Genomic DNA, 23,509 nt, shown 5'->3' with positions numbered 1-23,509 from the left:
TCGGTGGTCGTTAGTGATTGTGGTGGTACGTGTCGCAAAAACCGGCGGGCTCGCCCCGGGTCGCACGCCGCGGCCGCCTCAGGCCGCCACGACGGCGTGCGCTCGCCGCTGGACCGGCGGCAGGGAATCGACGAGCACCCTGAGGCTGTCGCCCTGCATCTCGCGGATCAGCTGGAGGATTTCGCCGAGCGAGGACGCGTCCTCGACGGTCGGCGGAAGATCGAAACGCCGCGCGTCGCGGACCACGGGAGCGGGGATTTCCACCGCCTCGGCGCCTTCGTGGTCGAGTTCCCGAACGAGCGCCATCACGTTGCCAAGTGCCGTCATCGTCTTCCTCCTTGCGCGGTCCGCCCGATCGCGGAAGCGGTTGGGCATGGAGTGAATATAGAGAGGAGCCGGCCTCATTGGCCCCCCCATGCGGGAGGGGTCGGGAAATGCGCACGTCACGCGAGCGCCCTTTCGCGCGTACGCGAAGGGCACTCACCGAAGCGGTTCTTGTAGTCGGCGGCGAAATGGCCCAGGTGATGAAAGCCCCAGCGCATCGCGATGCTCGTCACCGTCGCATCGGCCGACGACACGCTTCGCAGCTCGTCGCGGACGCGTTGCATCCGCACCGATTTCAGGTACGCCATCGGCGTCGTGTTGCGGAATTCGCGAAAGCCCGCGAACAGCGCGCTCGTGCTGACCTTCGCGTGCGCGGCGAGATCGCCGATCGTCAGCTCCCGGTCCGCGTGCGCCTGGATGAACTCCTCGACCCGCCTGACGTGGCGGGGCGCGATCGGCTGGGACGGATTGAGCAGCGCGTCGCGGTAATTGTTCGGCTGCACCGTCAGCAGCGTCGTGACCAGCAGATGCTCGATCTGCGCCATCGAGAGCGCCGAGCCGATGGTCGGCGAGCGCCGCTCGACTTCGGCGACGAGATAGGCGACGAGCGACTGCCAGCTCATTCCCGCCGGCGACGACATCTCCATGCCGAGCGCGAATTCGACCGGCTCCCGCAACGGGTGGCCGATGTGCTGGGCGCAAGTCGTCTCGAGCAGCGTGCGGTCGATCCGGATCATGACCTGATCGCAGCCAATGAACACGGTCTGCGTGAGGTTCTGCGTCGGCGTCACAACGGACGCGAGATCCGGCGTGGAGCGGATGCGCTGCGCGCCGCAGCGGATGTCCGCATGGCCGGCGAGCGGCATCATCACGAGCACGAAACTGTCGAGCCGGCCGGCATCGATCTCGACCGTCTGGCCGTAGCCGAGCCGATTCAGCGAAACGCGACGCAGCGGCGCGTGGCGCATGCTCGCTTCGACCTGCCTGCCGCATCCGACGATTTTCAGCTCGTGCGGACAGAAAACGGCCGCGACGCGGTCGCGCGCCTCATCCGAATCCCGCGTCTCGAACAGCGAATGGCCGGAAAGCAGGTCGCGCTCTCCCAGCGTCGTCATCAGCGCCCGGGTCATCCTTGGTGTCTCCTCCGGCCTGCATTCCCTGCCCGGTTCTTTGCCGGGCATGGGATATCGAACTGCATGCGGAAACACGGCGTCGACGGCTCGCCGCGATCATTGTCGGAAAGACCCCGGAATGCGCGGACCGGTCAGCGACGCGGGTTTCGCGCAAACGATTTGATCTCCAACTAGTCGTGTATACAGTACACGTGCGCCCAGCGCAAGGCTCCGATCGCACCGACCGGAAGATTCGGCGTAGTCGGCGTGAGCGCAGCGAAGGCCGACGCGAGCTCTTCCGGAAGCCTCACGCCGGCACGAGCGCGAGCACGCGCAACGGACTGCCGGACCCGCCAACGAGCTTCAGCGGGGAGGCGACGAGCACGGCGCCGGTCGGCGGCAGCCGGTCGAGGTTGCACAGGCTCGCGAGGCCGAACTTGCCGTTGCCCTGCATGATGTGATGCGTCCAGAACGGCGGATCGAACGCGTGCGCCTGCCCCGCGTCGGTGCCGACGGTCTCGACGCCGACACCGAGCACGTCGCGTTCAAGCGCGAGAAGCTCGGTCGCACCACGGTCGAAGCCGGGCGAGTGCGGCCCGTCCTCACGGCAGTTCAGGAACTCCTCGGCACCGACGCGCTTCGACCAGTCGCTGCGCAGCAGCACCCACGCGTTCGGCGGAATGCGTCCGTGGCGCGCCTCCCAGTCGAGCACCGCGTCGCGCGTCAGCAGGTGGTCGGGATTCGCCGCGGCTTCGCGGCTGATGTCGATGACGCACGCGGGGCCGACAAGGCGGCGCGCCGTAATCGAGTCGAGCGTGCCGTCGGCGCGGTTCCGGCCGCTGATCCAGTGCACCGGCGCGTCGAAATGCGTGCCGGTGTGCTCGCCCATGCGGATCGTGCGCCAGTACCACGCCGGCCCGGCGTCGTCGTAGCGCGAGATCGTCTCGAAACTCACCGGCGGCGAGTTCGCGAACGGCGGCGGCAGGCCGAGCACCGGGGTGTCCGGACCGAGCGGCTGCGTCAGGTCGACGACCTGCACGCCGCCGTCTTCGAGCGCCTCGGCGAGCTGCGTCAGGACGGTCACTTTCGATGGCATTTCGGATCTCCTCATGTGGCGGTTCGATGCCGGCCGTCGACGCGAGACAGGTCGCACGGCGGCTGGTGTGCTTTCGGGCGTCCGGGTCGGCGGCGGCGGGCCGCCTTCGCGACCGCCCGATACAGCCGAACTTAGGTCACGCCGACGGCATCGGCTATCCCGCGGCTGCCGGACCTATCCCGGGACTGCCGGTCTCGATCGGCACCTCGCCCATGCAGACAAAAAACGGCCGCCCGAAGGCGGCCGAAATACCACTGGAACTGTTGCCGCCGGCTAATGCGCCGCTTGCGCAATCCCCTTCTCGCGCAGGCCTTTCAGCACCTTCTCCGGCGTGATCGGCGCCTCGGTGAACTGGATGCCGAGGGCGTGGTAGATCGCGTTGGCGACCGCGCCGACCGGGCTGACGAGACCCGACTCGCCGACGCTCTTCGCGCCGAACGGCCCGACCGGGTCGGCGTCCTCGACGAGAATCGTCGTGATCTTCGGCATGTCGCTCGGCCCGAACATCTTGTAGTCGGTGAAGCTGTTGTTGAGCATGCGGCCGCGCTCGTCGTACTGGGTCTCTTCGGTCAGCACGAAGCCGAGCCCCTGCTGGATGCCGCCTTCGAGCTGGCCTTCGACCGCTGCCGGGTTGATCGCGCGGCCAATGTCGTGCGCGTTGACGAGATCGAGCACGCGAACCTCGCCGGTCTCGGTGTCGACCTCGACCTCGGCGAACGACGCGCCGAACGGCGGCGAGTTGTGCGGCGGGAAGAAGCTCACGTAGCCCTGGATCTGCCCCGGCGCGCCGGTCGTCTGCCCGGTCATCGGATCGACGAAATGGAACACGCCGCCGCGGGTGATCGCCTCGACGTCGACCGAGCGTTGCGGGTCGGCCTTCGCGAAGATCTTCTTGTCCCGGATGTCGAGCTGATCCGCCGGCACCTGCAGCCGCTCGGCCGCGCGCGCGAACAACTGCCGCTTCACGTCCTCGCACGCCGCCTTGACCGCCGCACCGCCGACGTAAATCGTCCGGCTCGCGTGCGCGCCGATGTCGAAGCCCGCGTCCGACCCCGGGTTCGCGAGCTGCACGTCGTCGAACGGGAAGCCGAGCGTCTCGGCAGCGATCTGCTTCAGCGCGGTGTGCGAGCCCTGCCCCATGTCGGAGCACGCGAAGATCACCTCGGCGGTCGCGTCCTCGTTGAGCTTGACGGTGCACGCGGTGTGTTCGAGCAACATCGGCATCGCGCCGCTGGTGTGGTTCATCACCGCGACGCCGACGCCGCGTCGTAGCGTGCCGGTCTGGTTCGCGTACCGGCGTCGCTTCTCAGCCCAGTCGATCGCCGCCGCGCCGCGGTCGAGGCACTCGTCGAGCGCGCAGGACGGGTAGGTGACGCCGGCGCACCAGCCGTCGTCGCCGACGCCCTTGTGCCACTTTTTGCGCCACTCGACCGGGTCCATGCCGAGCCGCGCGCACGCTCTCTCGATAAGCTGCTCGAGCGCGAAGTTCGTCTGCGGATTGCCATAACCGCGGAACGCGCCGGTCAAGCCCTGGTTCGTGAAGTACGACTCGCCGCGGTAGCGCAGCGCCGGAAACTTGTACATGCCGCTGAGCCACGCGCCGGCAGTGAAGGCCGTGCCCGACGCGTCGAGGTAGTAGCCGCCCTTGTAGTTCTCGAAGCGCGCGTCGCACGCGACCGGCGTGCCGTCCTTCTTGAATCCAAGCTTCATCCAGTAGCGGCCCGGGTGGCGGCTCGGCGAGATCGCCCAGTCCTCCTCGCGCAGCGTCTGCAGCTTCACCGGATGGCCCGGCACCGCGAGCGCCATCGCGCACGCCTGCGGCTCCGAGATCAAGCCGAGCCGTGCGCCGAAACCGCCGCCGATCACCGTCGCGTTGATCTTCACGCGCGCCATCGGCAGGTCGAACAGCCGCGCGAGCTTCGCCTGCACGAGCTTCGGCATCTGCGACGACGTCCAGCACGTGAGGCGCCCGGCATTGTCGAACTTCGCGATATATGCGTGCGGTTCCATCTGGCACTGCTTCTGCTTCGGCACGTAGAACACGTCCTCGACGACGACGTCCGCGTCCCGCATCGCCGCGTCGACGTCACCGCCGCCGAGCGCGTGCCCCGGGAACATCGCCTCGGGCAGCTCGAACGCGCGGTTGCCGGGCTTTTCGGGCACGAATTGCACCGCGCCAGGCTGCCGCGACGCTTCCGCGGTCAGGTAGACCGGCAGCGGTTCGTACTCGACGATGACTTTCGCCGCTGCCCGCTCGGCCGCCTCCTCGGACTTCGCGATGATTCCGCAGATTGCGTCGCCCTGGTATTTGACGTGCGTCGTGAAGATCGATTGGTCGTCGATGTCGCCGAGCAGGTCGTGCATCGGCTCGGAAACCATCAGGTCCAGGACCGACGAGTTGTACGTGTTCGCGGTGACGTCGGCCGGGCCGAGCACCTTCACGACGCCGGGCGACTTCGCCGCCGCGCTGAGGTCGAGCCGCACGACGCGCGCGTGCGCGTGCTCCCAGCAGCGCACGACCTTGCCGTACAGCATTCCCGGAAGTTGGATATCGGCCGCGTAAAGCGCCTGCCCCGTCACCTTGTCCTTGACGTCGACGCGTTGCGCACTCGTACCGACGATCGATTCGGGCTTCATTGCGCCACCTCCACGCGAACCGCCGGCACGACGACTGCGGCCCGCGGCGCGGTACTCGCCGCTTTCTTCACCGCCTTGACGATCTTTTCGTAGCCCGTGCAGCGGCAGATGTTGCCTTCGAGCGCGTGGCGGATCTCCTGCTCCGACGGGTCCGGGTTTTTCGCGAGCAGGCTCGCGGTCTTCACGATCATCCCCGGCGTGCAGTAGCCGCACTGGATCGCCGCCTCGTCGGTGAAGGCTTGCTGGATGTGATTGAGCTCGCCAAATTTCGCGAAGCCGGCCGCGGTCGTGATGCGTTTTCCGTCCATCGTCGCAGCGAGGGTCAGGCACGAATTGATCGCCCTGTCGCCGTCGACGAGCACCGTACAGGCGCCGCACTCCCCGGTGCCGCAGCCGTATTTCGTCTCGGTCATGCCGAGCTGGTCGCGCAGCACCTCGAGCAGCGTGCGATTGACGGCGACGTTCAGCCGGTATTCCTCTCCGTTGATCTGGAGCGTGATCTGTACATCCTTCATTCCTGTCTCCTCGAGAAGATCGGCTCGGGCCGATTCAGGTTGGCCGCTTCAGTCCGCGCGACACGCGTCCTCGATCGCCCGCTTCAGCACCACGCCGGCAACCTGGCGGCGGTATTCGGCGGTCGATCGCTTGTCGTCGATCGGCGAGATTTCCGCCGGCACGGACTCGGCAACGCGCTGCAACAGCTCGGCGGTGATTTCCCTGCCCTTCAGCAACGCCTCGGTGTGCCGCAGGCGCAGCGGGGTCGGCGCGACGCAACCCATCGCGAGGCGCGCGTCGATGCAGGTGCCGCCGAGCATGTCGAGCTGCACCGCGACATTCAGTTTCGCGAGATCGTCGTTCGTCCGCGTGAGGCGCCTGAACGCGGCGCGCGCGCCGTCCGACGGCGGCGGCAGCACCAGTTCGACCGCGAGTTCGTCGGCCCGCCGCGCGGTGACGCCGTACGAGAGCCAGAAATCGTCGATATCGACCTCGCGCCGACCCGACACGCTCTGAAAGACGACCGTCCCGCCGATCGCGTAGATCGCGCAGCTGCAATCCCCGGCGGGCGACGCGCGCAGCAGGTTGCCGAGCACGGTCGCCGTGTTGCGCACCTGCCCGGTCGCGAAGATCTCCGCGGCATGCCACAGCGACGGGTAGTGGCGCATCACGTCCGGGTGCGCGAGCAGGTCGGCGACCGTCGCCTTCGCGCCGAGCCGCAGACCTTTCGCCGGCTCGAACAGCACGTGCGCGAGGCCGGGAATGTTCGCGAGGCTCATCACGTATTCCGGCGACTGCGTCGACTTCATCGCGACCAGCACGTCGGTGCCACCCGCCATCACGGTGACCCGCCGGCCGTACGAGGACAGCAGGTCCACCGCCTCGGCAATGCTTTGCGGCATCAATAGTTCGAAGTCCGGCAATATTCGACTGCTCATGGAATCGCTCCTACACGGCGTAGCGGTGACGGAAAGAGGGCCGGCGCGCAGCACGCGCCGACGCTTCGGCGGCATCTCGTACGCGCGGGGAAACACGCCGGCGACCGGTGCGAATTGCCCCGCGCATTCGCACCGGAAGGGACCGCGCGCGAACGACGACAGTGATACCGGCGGCGGCACGTCGCCGCTATCCGGCGCGTCCGTTGCCTATCCTGAAACTTCGGGGAATCGTTCGACCGCCCGCCGGGCGCGGAAAGCGGAACCGGAAACCGGACGGGAGAGCCGCCACGGCGCGCAGGACGCGCGCCGTGGCGGAACGGGAAGGGGGGAGCGCGCGGGGCGACGGGCCCCGGCGGCGGGAGGCGCACCCGTCGCCATACTGCCGGCGACGGGGCGCAAAGGGCTTACAAGAACGGGACTTACTTCATCCGGCAGCCGCGCGCCGGATCTTCGAGCGCCCTCTCCGCGACCGAGACGAACTTGTTCTGGTTGCCCGCAGCCTCGCGCAAGTAAATGTCCTGCACCGGGTTGTGCGCCTTCGACAGCGTGAAGGCGCCGCGCGGGCTGTCGATCTTCGCGGCTTCCATCGCCTTGATCATCGCCGCCTGGTCGAGTTCGGGCCCCTTCGCGGCGTCGAGCCCGGCGCGCAGCATCTGCGCGGCGTCGTAGCCCTGCACCGCGTAGACGTCCGGCGGCATCTTGTATTGCGCCTCGTACGCACTGCGGAAAGCCTTGTCCTTCGCGTTCGTCAGCCCGTCCGCGTAGTGCAGCGTCGTCAAGAGCCCTTCGCCCGCGCCGCCCATTGCTTCGAGCGTGCCGTCGGTGAGGAAGCCCGAGCCGTACAGCGGAATCGACTTCTTCAGGCCCGCCGCGTCGTAGTCCTTGACGAACTTCGCCGCGCCGCCGCCGGCGAAGAACACGAACACCGCGTCGTGCTTCAGGTTCGCGATCTCGGTGAGATACGGCTGGAACTCGACGTTCGGGAACGGCAGGTACAGCTCCTTCGCGACCTTGCCGCCGGCCTTCTCGAACGCTTCCTTGAAGCCGTTGACCGCCTGCTCGCCGGCCGCGTACTTCCACGTCAGCGTGACGATGTTCTTGTGGCCGCGCTCGGCCGCGACCTTGCCCATGCCGTACGCGGGCTGCCAGTTCGTGAACGAGCTGCGGAACACGTTCGGCGCGCACAGCGGGCCGGTCAGCTCGTCGGCGCCCGCGTTCGGGATGATCATCAGCGTCTTCGTGTCGCGCGCAACCTTCGCCATCGCCAGTGCCACGCCCGAATGCACGGTGCCGACCAGGACATCGACGTCGTCGCGCTTGACGAGCTTCGATGCGTTCTCGGTCGCTTTCGACGGGTCGGACTCGTCGTCGACGACGAAGTACTGCACCTCGCGCCCGCCGAGCGTGCCGCCCTGCTCGGCGACGTACTGCTTGAAGCCGTTCGTGATCGCGTTGCCGAGCGCCGCGTAGGTGCCGGTGTAAGGCAGCATCAGCCCGACCTTGACCTTCTCGGCCGCGTGCGCGGTGCCGAGCGGAATCACCGCGGCGGCCGTCAGCGCGACGATGGTGCGAAACGTGTTGCGTCCCTGAGCCTTGCCCATCTTTTCTCCTCCTGTTTTTTTCGTCGAATGGCGGCAACGACGGCGGCCGCACGGCGCCTTTTTCCCGACGCGGTCACAGTTGTCCCCCGTGAGCCGTGCCGACGAACGCATCCTCGCTCGTCGCCGCATCATGACGACAGCCGGGACGTTTCATCCGCATTTTTTTGCGGCATTCGAGACAAAGCGCACACCGCACGCCGCTGCCGCTCGCGCCGCGCGGCCGCACTTTACCGGTTCGCGCGATCCCTCAGCCGGAACCGCTGCAGCTTGCCGGTCTCGGTACGCGGCAGCTCGGCCAGGAACTCGACCGCGCGCGGGTACTTGTAGGGCGCGATCGTCTGTTTCGCGAAGTCCTGCAGCTCGCGCACGAGCGCCGGCCCGCTTTCAACACCCGCGCGCGGCACGACGAAGGCCTTGACGATCTGCCCGCGCTCGTCGTCGGGCACGCCGATGACGGCGCATTCGGCGACCGCCGGGTGCTGCAGCAACGCCTCCTCGACCTCGGGCGAGCCGATGTTGTAGCCGGACGAGATGATCATGTCGTCGACGCGCGACTGGTAGTGGAAATAGCCGTCGGCGTCCATCACGTACGCGTCGCCGGTGTAATTCCAGCCGTCGCGAACGTAATCGGCCTGGCGCGGGTCGTCGAGGTAGCGGCAGCCGGTCGGCCCCTTGACCGCGAGGCGGCCCGCGGTGCCCGGCGGCACCTCGCGCCCTTCGTCGTCGACGATCCGCGCGCGGTAGCCGGGGACGACCTTCCCCGTCGCACCGGGCCGCGCCGCCGCCTCGTCAGCGGAGATGAAGATGTGGAACATCTCGGTCGCGCCGATGCCGTCGATGATCTCGATGCCGGTGGCGTCCTTCCACAGCGTGCGGGTCGACGCCGGCAGCACCTCGCCCGCGGACACGCACTTGCGCAACGTCCCGCCGCGCGCCTCGGCGAGCGGACGGGTGCGCGCCGCCTCGGCCATCGCGCGGTACGACGTCGGCGCGGTGAAGAGGATCGTCGCGCCGAACTCCGGGATCGCGTCGAGCAGCTGCGGCGGCGACGCCTGCTCGAGCAGCACCGTCGAGGCGCCGACGCTCATTGGGAACACGACGAGGCCGCCGAGCGCGAACGTGAACGCGAGCGGCGGGCTGCCGATGAACACGTCGTCGGCCGTCGGACGCAGCACGTGCGCCGGCCAGCACGCGCACGCGGCGAGCAGGTCGCGATGGAAATGCATCGTCGCCTTCGGCTTGCCGGTCGTCCCGGACGTGAACGCGAGGATGCAGGTGTCGTCGGCCGCGGTCGTGACGTTGTCGAAAACATCCGGCTGGCGCGCCGCGTCCGCGTCGAGCCCCTGCCCGGAGGGATCGTTGAAGAAGCGCACGTGCGCGAGCAACGGATGCTCGGCCGCCGCGGCCTCGAGCTCCGCGCGCAGCGCGTGCTCGCACAGCGCATGCGTGATCCGCGCCTTGTCGATGATCTGCCCGAGCTCCTTCGCGCGCAGCAGCGGCATCGTCGTCACCGCGATCGCTCCCGCCTTCATGACCGCGAACCAGCACGCGACCATCATCGGATTGTTCGGACCGCGCAGCAGCACGCGGTTGCCGGGCACGACCCCGAGCTCACGCACGAGCACGTTCGCAATCCGGTTCGCGCGCCGCTGCAGCTCCGCGTACGTCCACGCGAGCCCCGGTGCCCGCAGACACACGCGCTCCCCGTCGCCTTCCGCCACACGCCGGTCGAGCAGCTCGGTCGCGCAATTCAACTGTGGCGGAAATTGCAGCGACGGCAACTCGAAGATGAACTCCGGCTGCGCCTGCGGCGGCGGCAATTGGTCGCGTGCGAACGTATCGACGTGGCTTGTCATGATATGGCGTCTCCTCCAGGTGATAGATCTATTTTTATCTGTGAATATATTAAGCCTCAAGTATCGGCACCCCGCAAGCGCGCATGGCACCCACGCGGGCGGGCACGACTTGGGCGACCGGATCGGGAGGGCCGGTGCATCGGACTTGCGTAAAGACTAGGAGAAAACACTCGTGTCGGGCAGCCGGGATTACCCAGACGGGGTTCGGGCGAGGGCGCGGCGGGGAGGGTTGGCTGCAGACCTTGAAACAGTCCGCACGTATGGGCGGCGCGGGCCTTCGGCTATATTTAACAAGCCGACGGTCGGCACTCGCTCTCACATGACCGTGCGTTGAAAGCCCGCCGGACGTGGCCGGGCCGGGAGGATGAACATGAAGAGCTGCAGCAAATGTCTCCTGCCTGAGGTCGCGCCGGGTGCTGACATTGACGACAGCGGCTTATGCACCTTCTGCCGTAATCCCGTGCCGAACACCAGCACGGCGACGGCCGCGTTCCGATTCCGCGAGGATCTCGAGGAGACCTTGCGGCGTGCGCGCAACCATCCCGGCTCGGACTACGACTGCGTGGTTCCGCTCAGCGGCGGCAAGGACAGCTTGTTCCTGCTCCACCGCTTGAAGGTCGATTACGGCCTGCGCGTGCTCGCCTTCACCTGCGACATCGATCTCCCTAGCGTCGCGTGGCACAACATACGCCTCGCGCTGCGTAAGCTGGATATCGACCACGTGATCTTCCGACCGGCGTACGGCTTCCTCACCAAGCTCTTTCGCTACCTGCTGTGCAATCAGGAGGCGCGCGGCGCCGTCTACACCGTCTCATATGTGTACGCGCCCCTCTTCGAGGGCGCGGCGATCCGCCTCGCGATGCAACGCAACATCCCGCTCGTCATCGCCGGCTACTCGCCGGGACAGCCGGAGCCCGAGCGCATGCTCTACGAATTCAGCCCGGCGCTAATCAGCAGCGAGGACTGGACACCGCCCCACCTCGTCGAGTGCGGGCACTTCTCCGACGCCGAGCTCTCCGCCTTCTACAACCCGCTCAAGCTGCCCGGGACACCCAGCTTTCCGCGCTATCTCGCCCCCTACCACGCCTGGGACTACGACCAGGACGAAGTCATCCGCAAGGTAACCGAGCTCGGACTGGTGCAGAAGAGCTCCCATGCCAGCCCCATCGTAAGCAACTACCCCATCAACTGGCTGATGATGTTCTCCGACCTGAAGCACTTCGGGTACAACCCCTACCTGCCCGAGTTCTCGGCGCTGATCCGCGCGGGGAAGGCCAGCCTGAACTATTGGCGCGTCATGCTGCCCGTCGTTAATTTCATGATCCGGAGAAAGCTCGGCTACGGGCGCGAGGTACGCCGCAGCATGGAGTGGCTGGGGCTGAGGGAGGACGACTTGCGCATCACGCTGCCGAAGGGCGCCTACGATCCGCCGATGCTGCGCAGCGCCTGACATGACGCTCCCGACCTGCCCGACGATGACGATCTCCGGCCGGAACGGCTCCTCAGGGCGGGCCGGTGCGGGGGCGCGGGCGCCGGCCCGGCGCAGTATCCGCCGGACTCGCCGCTCCGCACCGTAGCGGCCGGCACATCAAAGCGACGCCCTGCGATGGCCATGATGACCGACACGATCCCCTCCCTGCCAGAGCGCCTGCGCGCACGGGCGGCCGCCTCGCCGGACGGGATCGCCTATCGGTACCGGGCCGGCAGCGACGACTGGCGGTCCGTTACTTGGCGCGAGGTGGCCCTCAGAGTCGACGCCCTGGCCCGCCAGCTCGCCCGGCTCGGCCTACGGGCGGGCGACCGGGTGGCCATCATGCTGGCCCCCTCGCCCGAGTGGGAGTACTGCCAGTTCGCCGTTCTGACGCTCGGCGGCGTGGTCGTGGGCATCGACGCCCACGACGCTCCGCGCAATCTGAAGCACATCCTCAGCCTCACCCAGCCGCGACTGCTCGTCACCGCCGACGACGAGAAGCTGCGGATGCTCGGGGCGCTGTGGCACCCACCCGAGATTGCGATCACCTGCGCCCCCAACGGGCCCGGCGGGTCCCATGCGCTGCGCGATCTATTGACAGCACCGGACGCTTCCTCCGAGGCTCTGCCTCCGCCCGCGCCCGAAGATGCCGCCACGATCGTCTTCACCTCGGGCAGCACCGGGCAGCCGAAGGGCATCGCCTATTCCCACCGCCAGGTGACATACGCCTGCGACGCAATTCTGGAGCGGTTTCCCTCGCTGCGGCCGGATGCGCGGCTGGCCTGCTGGCTGCCCCTGTCCAACCTCTTCCAGCGGATGATCAACTTCTGCGCCTTAACCCGTGGCACAACATCGTATTTTGTGGATGACCCCGCCCAGATCGTCGGTCTGCTGCCGCAAGTTCAGCCGACCCTGTTCATCGGCGTACCCCGCTTCTTCGAGAAGCTGCACGCCGGCATCCTGACCGAGATCGCCAAACGCCCCGCCGCAGTGCGCGCCCTCGTCCTGAGCGCCTGGGCGGTCGGCTGTCGGATCGCCGCGGCGCGCCGTGCGGGCAGGCCGCCCGCGCTCGCGTGGCGCGCCCTTCAGCCGCTCGCGGCGCCCGTCCTGCATCGCCTTCGCGCGATCGTTGGCGAGGAGCTGCAGTTCATGGTGAGCGGATCCGCGCCGATGCCAACGTGGCTGCTTGAGCGGCTCCACGGGCTCGGCTGGCTGGTGCTGGAAGCCTACGGCATCAGCGAGAACGTCATTCCGGTGGCGGCGAACACCCCCGAGCACTACCGCTTCGGCAGTGTCGGCCGCGCGCTCCCCGACAACGAGCTGCGGATCGCCGAGGACGGGGAGCTGCTGGTCCGCGGCCCAGGCGTCTTTTCCGGCTACTACGGCGAGGGCACCCCGGCGGGGCCTCTCGGTCCCGACGGATTCCTGCACACGGGCGACTTTGCGCGGATCGACGGCGATGGCTACGTGTGGCTCGAAGGGCGCAAGAGCGAGGTATTCAAGACCTCCACGGGCCGCCGCGTCGCGCCCGCGCCGATCGAGGCGGCCCTCAAGCAGATCGACTACGTGGACGACGCGGTGATCATCGGGCGGGATCGTCCCTATCCTGTCGCCATCCTTGTTCTCGACCCCGTGCACCCCGTCACCGGGGCGACTCGTAGCGAAGCGGCGGCGACGATCGCCGCGGACGTCGCCGCCGCCTGCGAGACCTTCAGCGACTACCAACGCCCCGGCGTCGTCATCCTCAGCCCGCAACCCTTCACGATCGCCGCCGGCGAGCTAACGGCCAACCTTAAGATTCGCCGCACGCCGATCGAAAGTCGGTTCCGCGCGCAAATCGAGGCGGCCTACGCGCACCCCGCTCCCCGCAAACCCGCCGGTCCCTTCCGTCCCCGGATCATCCACACCCAATGAATACCTACTTCGTCACCGGCGCCTCGGGCGCCGTGGGCAGCGCCCTCGTCCCCCTGCTATACGCGAACCCCGGCACCCGGGTGCGGCTCCTGCTGCGCGCGAGATCCGAGGAACACCTGAAGGAGCGCATGGAGGAGTTGTGCCGCTTCTGGAAGCTCGCCCCGGACGCCGAACCCCGCACCCGCCTCACCCCCTTGCGGGGCGACGCGGCCCATCCGGGCTTCGGACTGAGTGCGGAGGAATATGCCGCCCTGAGCGCCGACACCACTCACCTCGTCCACTGCGCCGCGAGCGTGCGCATGAACGAAACGCTGGAGGACGCCCGTCACTCCGCCCTTGGCTCCGCCCAGGAGATCCTCGCCCTGGCCCGGCGGCTTGCCGCGGGCGGAACGCTGCGGAAAGTGGAATTCGTCAGCACCGTGGGGATCGCCGGCAAGCGACCCGGTGTGCTGCCCGAGCGCTGGATCGACGAGCCGCGGGCCTTTCACAACACCTACGAGCAGTCCAAAGCGGAGGCGGAGGTCCTCGTGCGGGCGGCGATCGAAGAGGAGCACCTGCCCATCACGGTGCACCGCCCCAGCATGGTGATCGGCGACTCCCGCGACGGTCGCATCATCCACTTCCAGATCTTCTACTTCATCTGCGACTTCCTGTCCGGGCGGCGGACCTTCGGCGTGTTGCCCGACCTTGGCGAGGTCAAACTCGATATCATTCCGGTGGACACGGTGGCCGGAGCGATCGCCCACGCCAGCCTCGACACCGCCGCCAGGGGGCGGATCTTCCACCTGTGCTCGGGCCCCGAACATTCGATCCGACTCAAGACTTTGAGGCCCATCGTCCGGGACGCGTTCAAAAAGCACGGAATCGACGTTCCCGCGGGCATGCTGCTGCCCCGAAGCGTGTTCACCGTCCTGCAGCGGGCCGCCACCCGCCTCGCACCAATTGACCGTCGCCGTGCCCTCTCGACCTTGCCGATCTATCTCGACTACCTCGGCGACCAGCAGGGCTTCGACAACCGGGAGTATCTTGCCTGGCTGTCGGCAAGGGGGGCAGGTCTGCCGCACTGGAAGGACTACCTCCCGCGGGTGTTGGAGCGCTTTCTAGACGAGAAGTATCCGCGAGGTTAGCAGGGATGCAAGAACTGCTCCTTGACGAGGCGCTCGGGCGGCATCAACGGGCGGCCCACGGAAATGGCGGCGCGCGCCCCGCCGGCCCCGAAAAAGGGTTCTTTTGAAAAATGGGAAGTGGCAGTTATAGCGGCGGTTTGATCGCGGATCCTCCCCTTACTACGATAGCGAAGGATCCGCTCATGGTCATGATGCTGTTCTCTATGCTCACGTAATCAAATCGTCTTGGCTTGCGTTCTACCCGATCGCGATGGGCGGTAATGTCACGATTGGACCTGAAGCAATAATTATTCGGGCGTTCGAGAAGTGAGGGGCGTTATGGTGTCGGCTGGAGCCGGGGTGACAAAAGGTTCGCGGGTTGATCCGTTGGGGATCTGGGGTGGCGTGCCGACGACGAAAATCGGCGTGCGTGCAGTTGACGACGCATGGCCGCGCCTTGAAGCGAGCCAGACTTGTACCGAGGACCCGCCACGATGACACGAAAGAAGGTTCTCTTCTTTGCCGAGCCGGCGACGCTCGCGCACGTCGCGCGGCCTGTCGTGCTCGCAAATTCGCTTGATTCTCGACGTTACGAAGTAGTCGTTGCCACGGGACCGGATTTTAGGCAACTCGTTTCCAAAGCTGGGCTGACGCTACGTGACCTCCATGCCATCGGCACAAGGGCCTACCTGGATTCGGTTGCTTCGGGTCGGCCGGTATATTCGTTTTCAGTCCTTGAAGAGTATGTTCGCGACGATCTTCGTCATATCGAGCAATTTCGGCCGGATCTGATTGTCGGCGATTTCCGTCTTTCGCTTGCTGTCAGCGCTCGCCTTTCCAGCGTGCCGTACTGGACCATCTCCAATGCGTACTGGAGCCCATTCACACCGGTGAGCTTTGACATGCCAGCGCACCCGCTTACTGGCCTCGTCGGCGTACGGGCTGCCCGGCTCGGCTTCCGTCTCTTCCGGCCACTCATATTCGCTTATCACAGTCTGCCAATGGAACGTTTGCGGAGGCGATATGGCATGCGGTCGCTGGGGCTTGATTTACGCAGCACGTTCTCTGAGGCCGACCGAACTCTCTTTGCGGATGTTCCAGAATTGGTTCCTACCAGTAACGTCGAGCCAGCAGGGCGCTACATCTACATCGGGCCCATCACTTGGTCCCCCGGAGGGCCATTACCGCCCGAGTTAGGTGCGTATCGAGATAGGCGCCCGCTTGTCTATGTTGCGTTGGGGAGTTCTGGCGATTCTCGCGTGCTCGATCACATCGTGGGCGCCTTGGTGCGCATGAAGTGCCACGTTGTCGTCGCGGTGGGATCGGAGGAAAACAAGTCCCGGTTTGCTGCGGGAGTGATCGCCGCGGGCTATCTTCCTGGTGATGCGGTCAGCCGCTTGGCCGACATCGCTATCTGTAATGGTGGCAGCCCGAGCACACACCAAGCGCTCTTGGAAGGGACCCCGGTACTTGGCATTCCTTCGAACCTCGACCAACTCTTGAACATGCAGTTTGTGACTGCATCGGGTGCGGGTTTGACGCTACGGGCCGATGAGTGCAGCGGGGAATCGGTGGGGGACTCGGTAGAGCGTCTGCTGTCGACACCATCGTTCCGGCAGTCGGCAGAAAGAGCGGCATGCTGGCTTCGAGGTTATGTAGCCACCGAGAGATTCGCCGAACTGGTTCAAGAGTCGTTGTGATCGTTCGTACGGCAACTCTGAAGGGGAAAAGGATCTTTCGCGGCCGGTCAACCACTGAATCGGCCTCGCTACCGCCGGCTGCGTCGGAGCCACGAGCGCCTGAAGTCGCGTAGTTCGCTTTTTTGAATCGCCCGGGGTTTCGAGGAACCAAGAAGCCAGTCGGACAACGCGCCACCGTCCGAACCCGCTCGGTACAGGTTCGGACGGTGGCAGTGCGACTTCTGGAAACAATGCGGAGCGCGCCAAGCTAGGTACGTCGCGCTCGACGCACTCCCTCAGGCCTCCGAGGCGTCAGCCTGCTTCGCCGCCCGGCGCGCGCGGGCCAGCGGCAATCCCAACAAACCGAGACCCAGCAATGCGAGGGTGGCAGGCTCTGGCACCTCTAGCTGGTTAATTTGAGCTTGGATGAAGAGGTTGCTAGTGAAATCTTCGGCCGTAAAGATGGTCTCGTTACCATCGAAGAACGTGCCTTCCGCCTCCTCAGCCAAGACTCTAAACGAAAGTGCCCACCGTTCTCCCAGGGCGGAGAAGAGGAACGTACCCAGCACGTCCTGAAGTCCGTCGGCAGTAAACGTGTCGTCGCACACGCTGCCGAGGGGATTCGAGGTTTCATCGCAGGGCTCGGAGTTGCTCGATTCAAGGAATGTCAATAGAAACGAGAAGGGGTCCCCCAGGGTGTCAGTACCTGTAGCGTCGAAGGTTGCGCCGTCCAGTTGGAAGGCGTCGAGCATCTCTATGGAGAAGGAGAAATTGGAAACAGGAATGACGTTATTCTCGTGCTGGATTTGGGCGACATCTACCCACACTCCGCTATCCGAGACGATGTTGACGTCGGTATTGGTCGGCGGCTCGATGATCCGCAAAAAGCTGTGCGGGTCGTTCACATCGCCCGTATCCACCCATTCAAGCTCAGTGGACGAGATGGCCACGAAGCCGCCGGGCCCGACGCCGGGATCGGCAGTGGCGGGATCAAACTCAAGAAAGTCATTCCCGACGAACACCGTTCCTGGGGTCGCATACGCCGACCCCGCACCCGCAAACAACCCGCCCGCCAGCGTGGCGGCGAGCAAGGCGTTGTGGAGTTTGCTCTTGGTCATGATAGATCTCCTTCTTGTGAGCCGAACCTTAAAGTCTTGGCTGCCGAGCAAGGCCGCCACCCGCAGTAACATCGATGATTCCGCGCTACGGAGCTCTCTATGCACAGGCCGTGCCACACACTCTTCTGCTTTGTTTTCAATATCTTAGTTGACGCCGCTTGAAGCGAGTGTAAAGCGGCTCGACAAAGGACTACTGGCGTAGGATTCCACGCAACGCGTTTTTCATAGACGAGTGTGACGAGTAGCCAATTCCGTGTTTTTCGTTCGCCGGCACAACTGGACGGGTATCCCCATTGCCGGGCGCTGTTCTTTCGCGGAAGGAACAGCAATGAGGAGCAACTGGGCGATGGAAGAATTTGGTGCGGCGCATTTTGGGGGAAGTGTCAGAATTTCGGCGTGCGAGTCGTGAAGAGACTTTTCCACGGTGACACCGCCGACTGAGATTGCCCCTGAAAAACGGACGCCATGAAGTGAGGCTCTAAGGTTTCATCGAGGATTGGGTAATGGAAGCGAAGATGCCGAAAAGGGTCTACACCGAGCAGTTTCGAGACGCGGCAATGCGTCAGGTGATCGATGCGGGGAGCAGCGTGATCGAAGTCGCGCGCAGTCTGGAAATATCGGAGAAGACGCTGGGCAACTGGGTGCGTCAGGTGCGCCGCGGGGAACCGCTGGTCAAGCAAGGCGCGGCCGTGCAGGTTGAGGAAGCGCAGGCGGAGCTTTCGCGGTTGCGGGCGGAGAACGCGCGGCTGAAAGTGGACAACGAGATCTTAAAAAAGGCGACGGCGTACTTTGCCAGGGAGTCGCGGAGAGGCACGCCTAAATTGCCGATCAGCGCATTCACGGGCTCGGCATAAGTTTCATATGAATCGCCTTTTGGCCGTGCCCCCGCGGTGCCCCCGACGACTGTTTTGTTCTAATGACCTGGGTATCGACCGCCGTCTGCCTGGAGCGCAAAGAGAGGATAAGAATGACCGATCACATGCCTGACGATCTGTCCGCCACCGGCAGGGACCTGAGGGCCTACACCGACGAGTGGCGTCCCCTGCACGGCGTGGTGCGCAACGTCCAGGGCGAGTGGGTGCTGCTGAGGCACGACCTGGTCGTGCAGGCCGCGCTGGCCCATGAGCGGTTTTCCAGCGCGGTGTCGAGCCACCTCCATGTCCCGAACGGCATCGACTCGGCCGAGCACACGGCATACCGGGACGCCCTGGACCGCTTTCTCACGCCGGAGGCGCTCGCCCCCTTCCATGAAGAATTCCGTCGGGTGGCGGCCGACTTGGTCGCGTCGCTGCCCAGGAGCGTTGCCGTCGACGCGGTGTCCCAAGTCGGCGTCCGGTTTGCCGTCCGGGCGCAAAGCGCGTGGCTGGGCTGGCCGGCCGATCTCGAAGATCGACTCGCGGACTGGGTTGCCGAGAACCATGCCGCGACGCGCTCGGGCGACAGGTCCTGGACGCGGCAGGTGGCGGAGTCGTTCGACGACCTGATCCGGTCCGTGCTCGAGCCGCGCCGCGGCGCCACGCGCGAGGACGACGCTGACGATGTCACCGCCCGGCTCATGCGGACCGAAGTGAACGGCCGACCGCTGACCGACGCGGAGATCGTGTCGGTTCTGCGGAACTGGACGGGCGGGGACCTGGGCTCCATCGCGCAGTGTATCGGCGTGCTGGTTCATTACTTGGCGACGCACCGCGCTGTGCAGGATCGCCTGCGCTCCGGCGTCCCTGACGCCGAGATCGATGCCATCGTCGACGAGATCCTTCGGATCGACGACCCGTTCGTGTCCAATCGCCGCGTGACGACGTGCCCTGTCACGATCGGCGGCGTGGAACTGCCGCAAGGGGCACGCGTGAAGCTGAACTGGACATCCGCGAACCGGGACGAGGCGGTCTTCGGCGACCCTGACGTCATGGAGCCGGAGCGCAACGCCGACCGGAACCTGGTGTACGGCATCGGAAAACACGCGTGCCCCGGGCGCTTGCTGGCGACGCTGGAAATGCGCATCGCGACACAAGAACTCCTCGCCGCGACGTCGTCGATTGCCCTCGACCCGCAGCGACCCGCCGAGCGGGCGGTGTCTCCAGTTGGCGGCTGGGCCAAGGTGGCGGTCGTGTTGGCGTAGCCTCGTCTGCCTTGCCGCGTCAGTTGGTGGCCGGCGTGCGCGAGAACGGCCACTAGGCCGCAGCCGCCACCCGCGCCCGCGCATACGACATCGCCACCCGCACAAGCTCGCGCGGCCGGTAGCGATCGCGCAGGTTGCATTGCGCGCAGATCGCGCCCTGCTCTGCGAGCGCTTCGCGGCGCTCCAGCGCGTCGCGCAGGCTCAGGTCGGCGACGTGGCCGAGTTGGTGGCTTTCGCGGATGTCGTTGAAGCAGTAGGTGTAGTGGCCGCCGGCCGAGATCAGCATGTTCGTGTTGCGCGGCACGCACTTGAAGCGGTTGGCGCGCCATTGGCGATAGATATCGACGGCGCCGGGGATGAACGCGGTTTCCTGGCTGCCGAGTCCGTGCCGGCGGATCTCGTTGCGCAGGCGCACGTGGTCCGGTTGCCCCGACGTCTTTTGCGCGCCGGCGCGGTCGTAGTAGGTCGGCGACATGTGGAGGCCGTTCACGCCGTTCCCGCGCAGCCACGCGACGGTGTCGTCGAGCGTGTCGAGGCATTCGCGCGTCGGCGACAGGTTGATCACGAGCTGGGTGCGCTCCAGTAGCCGGGCGGCGGCGAGGATGTTGTCCATGACGGCGCACTGGTCGAGGTTCGTGTGCACCGACTGGTAGACCTGCGGGTCGATGCTCGAGAACGAGATCATCAGCGTGCGCAACACGCCGTCGAGCGCCCGCAGCCGTTCCTCCCAGAGCCGGCTGCCGTTGGTCGCCATGTCGAACGTGACCGGATGGCCGCGCAGCCGCTCAATGTAGCGGTCGAACTGCGGGTGCGTCGTCGGCTCGCCGTACCCGGCGATCACGCAGCGGAACACATCCTGCGGATCGAGGCGCGCGAGCGTCTGCTCGAAGCTGTCGCCGGACGAGATCGTCGGATTGTCGATCATGTGCCGCGGACACATCGCGCAGCGCGCGTTGCACTTGCTGGTCCATTCCCAGTTCACGACGACACGGTAGGCGGGCTTCTTCATCTGATCACTCCAGGTGCGGCCGAGTTTTCCGGCGAGGGAGATCAGCGTAGGCAGCGCCGCTTAAGAAGACCTTAACGACATATCGAACCCGCACACGGGAGGCGGAGCGGGGAAGCGGAGCGGCGCGACATGTCCCGCCGGAAAGGCCCGCGCAGCGCCGGCGACACGATGAAGGAACGCCCCCGCTCGGGGCGCCGGATTACTTTTGCAGCAATATTAATGACTTCGAAAATGCTACAGTTTGCTATTCCTTAATCCGCTTGACCGGAGGTATCGAAGAGGCATGAACGGTATTCATCTGATTGCAGACCTCTATCGCTGCGGGGGGACCGCGGTGGCGTTGACGCAGCGGGACGCGCTCGAACGTCTGTGCGTCGACGAATGCCGGGATGCCGGGCTCACGCCGCTCGGTGCCAGTTTCTACCAGTTCCTCGACGCAGACGGCGACGCCGCGGGCGTGACCGGCACGGTCGTGCTGGCCGAATCCCACCTCGCGATCCACACCTGGCCGGAGTCCGGAAACGTGACCCTCGACGTCTATGTCTGCAATTTCTCGCGCGACAACAGCGACCGCGCGCGCCACGTCTATCGCCGCGTGCTCGACGCGCTGCAGCCGGAGGACGCCGTCGAGTACGAGGTCGTCCGCGGGAGCCTGTCCGGGGAGAACTGAACGATGCGTCCGATGCGATTGCCGGCCGTCGACGGCGTGATCTTCGAGCAGATCAACGACGACGCAGGCTATTTCTACCGCGGCAAGCTGATCGAGAAAGGCCGGTCGCAACACCAGGACTACGAGGTGTGGGACACGCCGCAGTTCGGGCGCCTCTTCCGGCTCGACGGCTGCTTCATGACATCGGAGCGGGACGAGTTCTACTACCACGAAAACATGATCCAGGTGCCGTGCATCGCGCACTCGGGGCCGCGGCGGGCGCTGATCGTCGGCGGGGGCGATGGCGGGTCGGCCGAAGAGTTGCTGAAGCAGCCGACAATCGAGCAGGTCGTGATCGCCGAACTCGACCCGAAAGTGATCGAGATCGCGCGACAGCACCTGCACGCGGTGCATCGCGGCGCGCTCGACGACCCCCGCGTCGAGATCCGCATCGGCGACGGCTTCCGCTACGTGGTGGACGCGCCGGCGGAGCGCTTTGATGTGATCGTGCTCGACCTGACCGACCCCGAAGGTCCGGCCGAGGCGCTGTATTCCGAGGCGTTCTTCCGCGGCTGCCGCGCCCTGCTCGCGCCGCGCGGCGCGCTCAGCCTGCACATCGGCGCGCCCGTCTTCCAGCCCGAGCGCGTGCGGGCGCTCGTCGACCGGCTGCGGCAGGTTTTCGCCGTCGTGCGGCCGTATTTCCTGTACATCCCGCTGTACGGCACGCTGTGGGGACTCGCGACCGCGTCCGACACGCTGGACCCGTCCGCCCTCGCGGCCGACGAGGTCGATCGGCGGATTGCCGAGCGGCGCATCGGCGCGCTCCAGCACTACAACGGCGCGGTGCATTGCGCGCAGTTCGCGCTGCCGAACACCCTGCGCGCGCTGCTCGCCTGATCGCTGCGGCCGTGCCTCCGGCTCACGTCCCGGTCGTGAACACCGTCAGCACGCCGGTGTAGCCATACAGGTGATCGCGAGCGACTTCCCCGCCGGCAAAAAAACCGACCAGCGGCACGTCGCCGAGCACGTCCCGCACCACCCGCAGCTCGGCGTGCCGCGCGCCGAAGTGCGGCCCGCCGCGCCCGGAGCAACTGACGTACAGCGCGCCGGCCAGCTCGCCGGACGCACCACTCTCGAGTTCGTCGCGGATCTCGGTCGCGATCCGCAACAGGTCGCGACGTGCCGCTTCCGGGTGGCGCTTGCAGAACGCGAGTTGTGAGCCGGCATCGACCTGGTCGCCGACCGCGAGGACGCGGTTCTGGAGGTCGACGCCGACCAGATGGCGCACGAGCGTATCGGCGCCGAACTTGCCCGCGTGGAGCGGAACGTCCTCGTTGCCGCTGCTGATGCCGACGAGCGTCGCCGACAGCGCGTCCGACAGCTCTTCGGCAAGCAGGTCGTCGTCGATGCCGAGGTCCTGCATCACGCAGTCGAGCGCCGGCCGGCCGTCGAGCGTGATCACGTAATTGCCTTCCGAACCGGTCACCGCGCGCTGCGGACCGATCGGCTGACAACCCTGCGTGACGCGCGAAATCAGGTGCACGCTGGAATCGAACAGTACGCCGGAGAGCCCGCCAGTGAGCACCCCGTCGGCGAGGTGCAGCGTGCGGTTGCGCGCCGATGACAGCCCGCCGAAGAGGTAGCCGGTCGTCGTTCGCTCGCTCAGTTCGTGCAGCAGATCCTGGATGTCGGGGGTGCTGCCCTCGCCATGCACGAGCGCCGTGTGCGCGACGAAATCGGACGAGACGGTCGCGAGCGGCTGGCGGCCCGAGAAGAGTCGGAAGGATTCCGCGGGCAGCGGCGCCGCCATCAGCACCAGCGCCGGTTCGTCGATATATTCGACGCCGCTCGCGAGCACGCCGAGGCCGGCGGTGCCGACCCATGCGACGCCGGGAAGGTTCTGCTGCAGCGCTTCGAGAATCGCTTCGGCGGCCGGCGCGAAGTAATCGCTGAAGTAGCACCAGCCGAGCGTGAAGGCGCCGGGGGCGGCGTGCTGCGCCGCGATCCGGGTCCGCAATTGCCCCACGCAATCCGTCAGGGCTTCCTGCCAGTCGGGAGCGGCGGCGTGAGCGTGCACAAACGAAGCGCGAAGCATGGCGGCGGCCTGTCCGGGATAACAAGGGATTCGACTCCGGCCGGCAAGGGGTGTTCAGCCGGGCGGTGAATCGGGCATGCAATCCGGTCGCGCCGGGGTGCGCGGTGGTGCGAAACCGGCGGGTCGTGAGACGGGTTCGAACGATTCCGCGAATCCCGAGTACGCGCGGGCCTTCGCGAAAATCGGCAGGCCGTGGGACGAAGTCGGCAACGCCGGGGTAGCTGAGCGACAACTTCAGGAGGCGGCGCGAGCGGCGGCCCGGACTCGGCTAACAGCGCGGATTCCGCGCT

Annotated in this window: 19 protein-coding genes; 8 read left to right on the top strand and 11 right to left on the bottom strand. The window is 66.4% G+C overall.

Annotation, left to right across the window (positions count from 1 at the left end; translation table 11 throughout):
- Positions 1–78: 78 nt before the first annotated feature.
- From V6M37_RS02580 to V6M37_RS02545, 8 genes are all read right to left on the bottom strand, one after another.
- Positions 79–327: a hypothetical protein gene (locus V6M37_RS02580; RefSeq protein ID WP_332670836.1), complete on the bottom strand. Its 249-nt coding sequence runs from the start codon at positions 325–327 to the stop codon at positions 79–81.
- A 116-nt stretch (positions 328–443) separates the two neighbouring features.
- The gene (locus tag V6M37_RS02575; RefSeq protein ID WP_332670835.1) at positions 444–1,454 is read right to left on the bottom strand and encodes an AraC family transcriptional regulator; all 1,011 of its coding nucleotides are present in this window, start codon (positions 1,452–1,454) and stop codon (positions 444–446) included.
- 289 nt (positions 1,455–1,743) lie between these two features.
- Positions 1,744–2,532 carry a cyclase family protein gene (locus V6M37_RS02570; RefSeq protein WP_332670834.1) on the bottom strand — a complete coding sequence of 263 codons (789 nt, stop codon included), beginning with the start codon at positions 2,530–2,532 and terminating at the stop codon, positions 1,744–1,746.
- Positions 2,533–2,805: 273 nt separating this feature from the next.
- On the bottom strand, positions 2,806–5,169 hold the full coding sequence (locus tag V6M37_RS02565; protein WP_332670833.1) for a xanthine dehydrogenase family protein molybdopterin-binding subunit: 2,364 nt from the start codon (positions 5,167–5,169) through the stop codon (positions 2,806–2,808).
- Positions 5,166–5,684 (bottom strand): (2Fe-2S)-binding protein, encoded by a 519-nt coding sequence (locus tag V6M37_RS02560; RefSeq protein ID WP_332670831.1) that lies wholly within the window; start codon positions 5,682–5,684, stop codon positions 5,166–5,168. Before V6M37_RS02560 ends, V6M37_RS02565 begins: the two co-directional genes overlap by 4 nt.
- A 48-nt stretch (positions 5,685–5,732) precedes the next feature.
- Positions 5,733–6,602: an FAD binding domain-containing protein gene (locus tag V6M37_RS02555; protein WP_332670830.1), complete on the bottom strand. Its 870-nt coding sequence runs from the start codon at positions 6,600–6,602 to the stop codon at positions 5,733–5,735.
- 419 nt (positions 6,603–7,021) lie between these two features.
- Positions 7,022–8,203 (bottom strand): ABC transporter substrate-binding protein, encoded by a 1,182-nt coding sequence (locus V6M37_RS02550; RefSeq protein ID WP_332670828.1) that lies wholly within the window; start codon positions 8,201–8,203, stop codon positions 7,022–7,024.
- 227 nt (positions 8,204–8,430) lie between these two features.
- Entirely contained in the window at positions 8,431–10,059 is a 1,629-nt protein-coding gene (locus V6M37_RS02545) for an AMP-binding protein (protein ID WP_332670827.1), read from the bottom strand.
- Between the two features lie 460 nt (positions 10,060–10,519).
- Here V6M37_RS02545 and V6M37_RS02540 point away from each other — a divergent pair, with 460 nt between their 5' ends.
- The 4 genes from V6M37_RS02540 to V6M37_RS02525 all read left to right on the top strand — a co-directional run bounded on the left by V6M37_RS02540 (position 10,520) and on the right by V6M37_RS02525 (position 16,250).
- Entirely contained in the window at positions 10,520–11,509 is a 990-nt protein-coding gene (locus tag V6M37_RS02540) for a hypothetical protein (protein WP_332670826.1), read from the top strand.
- Between the two features lie 156 nt (positions 11,510–11,665).
- Entirely contained in the window at positions 11,666–13,444 is a 1,779-nt protein-coding gene (locus V6M37_RS02535) for an AMP-dependent synthetase/ligase (protein ID WP_332670824.1), read from the top strand.
- Positions 13,441–14,571, top strand: coding sequence for an SDR family oxidoreductase (locus tag V6M37_RS02530; RefSeq protein WP_332670822.1), 1,131 nt, complete (start codon positions 13,441–13,443; stop codon positions 14,569–14,571). The genes V6M37_RS02535 and V6M37_RS02530 overlap by 4 nt, the downstream gene beginning before the upstream one ends.
- 473 nt (positions 14,572–15,044) lie before the next feature.
- Complete coding sequence (locus V6M37_RS02525) at positions 15,045–16,250, top strand: glycosyltransferase (RefSeq protein WP_332670821.1); 1,206 nt, start codon at positions 15,045–15,047, stop codon at positions 16,248–16,250.
- A 275-nt stretch (positions 16,251–16,525) separates the two neighbouring features.
- Here V6M37_RS02525 and V6M37_RS02520 read toward each other — a convergent pair whose 3' ends face one another.
- Entirely contained in the window at positions 16,526–17,347 is an 822-nt protein-coding gene (locus V6M37_RS02520; RefSeq protein ID WP_332670820.1) for a THxN family PEP-CTERM protein, read from the bottom strand.
- Between the two features lie 503 nt (positions 17,348–17,850).
- On the opposite strand from V6M37_RS02520, the gene V6M37_RS02515 reads away from it, so the two are divergent.
- The gene (locus V6M37_RS02515) at positions 17,851–18,201 is read left to right on the top strand and encodes a transposase (RefSeq protein WP_332670819.1); all 351 of its coding nucleotides are present in this window, start codon (positions 17,851–17,853) and stop codon (positions 18,199–18,201) included.
- Between the two features lie 113 nt (positions 18,202–18,314).
- Positions 18,315–19,466: a cytochrome P450 gene (locus V6M37_RS02510; RefSeq protein ID WP_332670817.1), complete on the top strand. Its 1,152-nt coding sequence runs from the start codon at positions 18,315–18,317 to the stop codon at positions 19,464–19,466.
- A 52-nt stretch (positions 19,467–19,518) separates the two neighbouring features.
- Here the strand turns inward: V6M37_RS02510 and V6M37_RS02505 are convergent, their stop codons facing one another.
- A complete protein-coding gene (locus V6M37_RS02505; protein ID WP_332670815.1) occupies positions 19,519–20,475 on the bottom strand; it encodes a radical SAM protein in 957 nt (318 codons plus the stop codon).
- 283 nt (positions 20,476–20,758) lie between these two features.
- Here V6M37_RS02505 and V6M37_RS02500 point away from each other — a divergent pair, with 283 nt between their 5' ends.
- Complete coding sequence (locus V6M37_RS02500; RefSeq protein WP_332670814.1) at positions 20,759–21,145, top strand: S-adenosylmethionine decarboxylase family protein; 387 nt, start codon at positions 20,759–20,761, stop codon at positions 21,143–21,145.
- Between the two features lie 3 nt (positions 21,146–21,148).
- Positions 21,149–22,021 (top strand): polyamine aminopropyltransferase, encoded by an 873-nt coding sequence (speE, locus tag V6M37_RS02495; RefSeq protein ID WP_332670813.1) that lies wholly within the window; start codon positions 21,149–21,151, stop codon positions 22,019–22,021.
- Positions 22,022–22,043: 22 nt separating this feature from the next.
- Here the strand turns inward: speE and V6M37_RS02490 are convergent, their stop codons facing one another.
- On the bottom strand, positions 22,044–23,219 hold the full coding sequence (locus V6M37_RS02490; protein ID WP_332670812.1) for an FIST signal transduction protein: 1,176 nt from the start codon (positions 23,217–23,219) through the stop codon (positions 22,044–22,046).
- Positions 23,220–23,509 lie beyond the last annotated feature (290 nt).

This window comes from Aromatoleum sp. (assembly GCF_036675785.1).
Taxonomy (GTDB): Bacteria; Pseudomonadota; Gammaproteobacteria; order Burkholderiales; family Rhodocyclaceae; genus Aromatoleum.
This window is presented reverse-complemented; position numbering and strand designations above follow the sequence as displayed.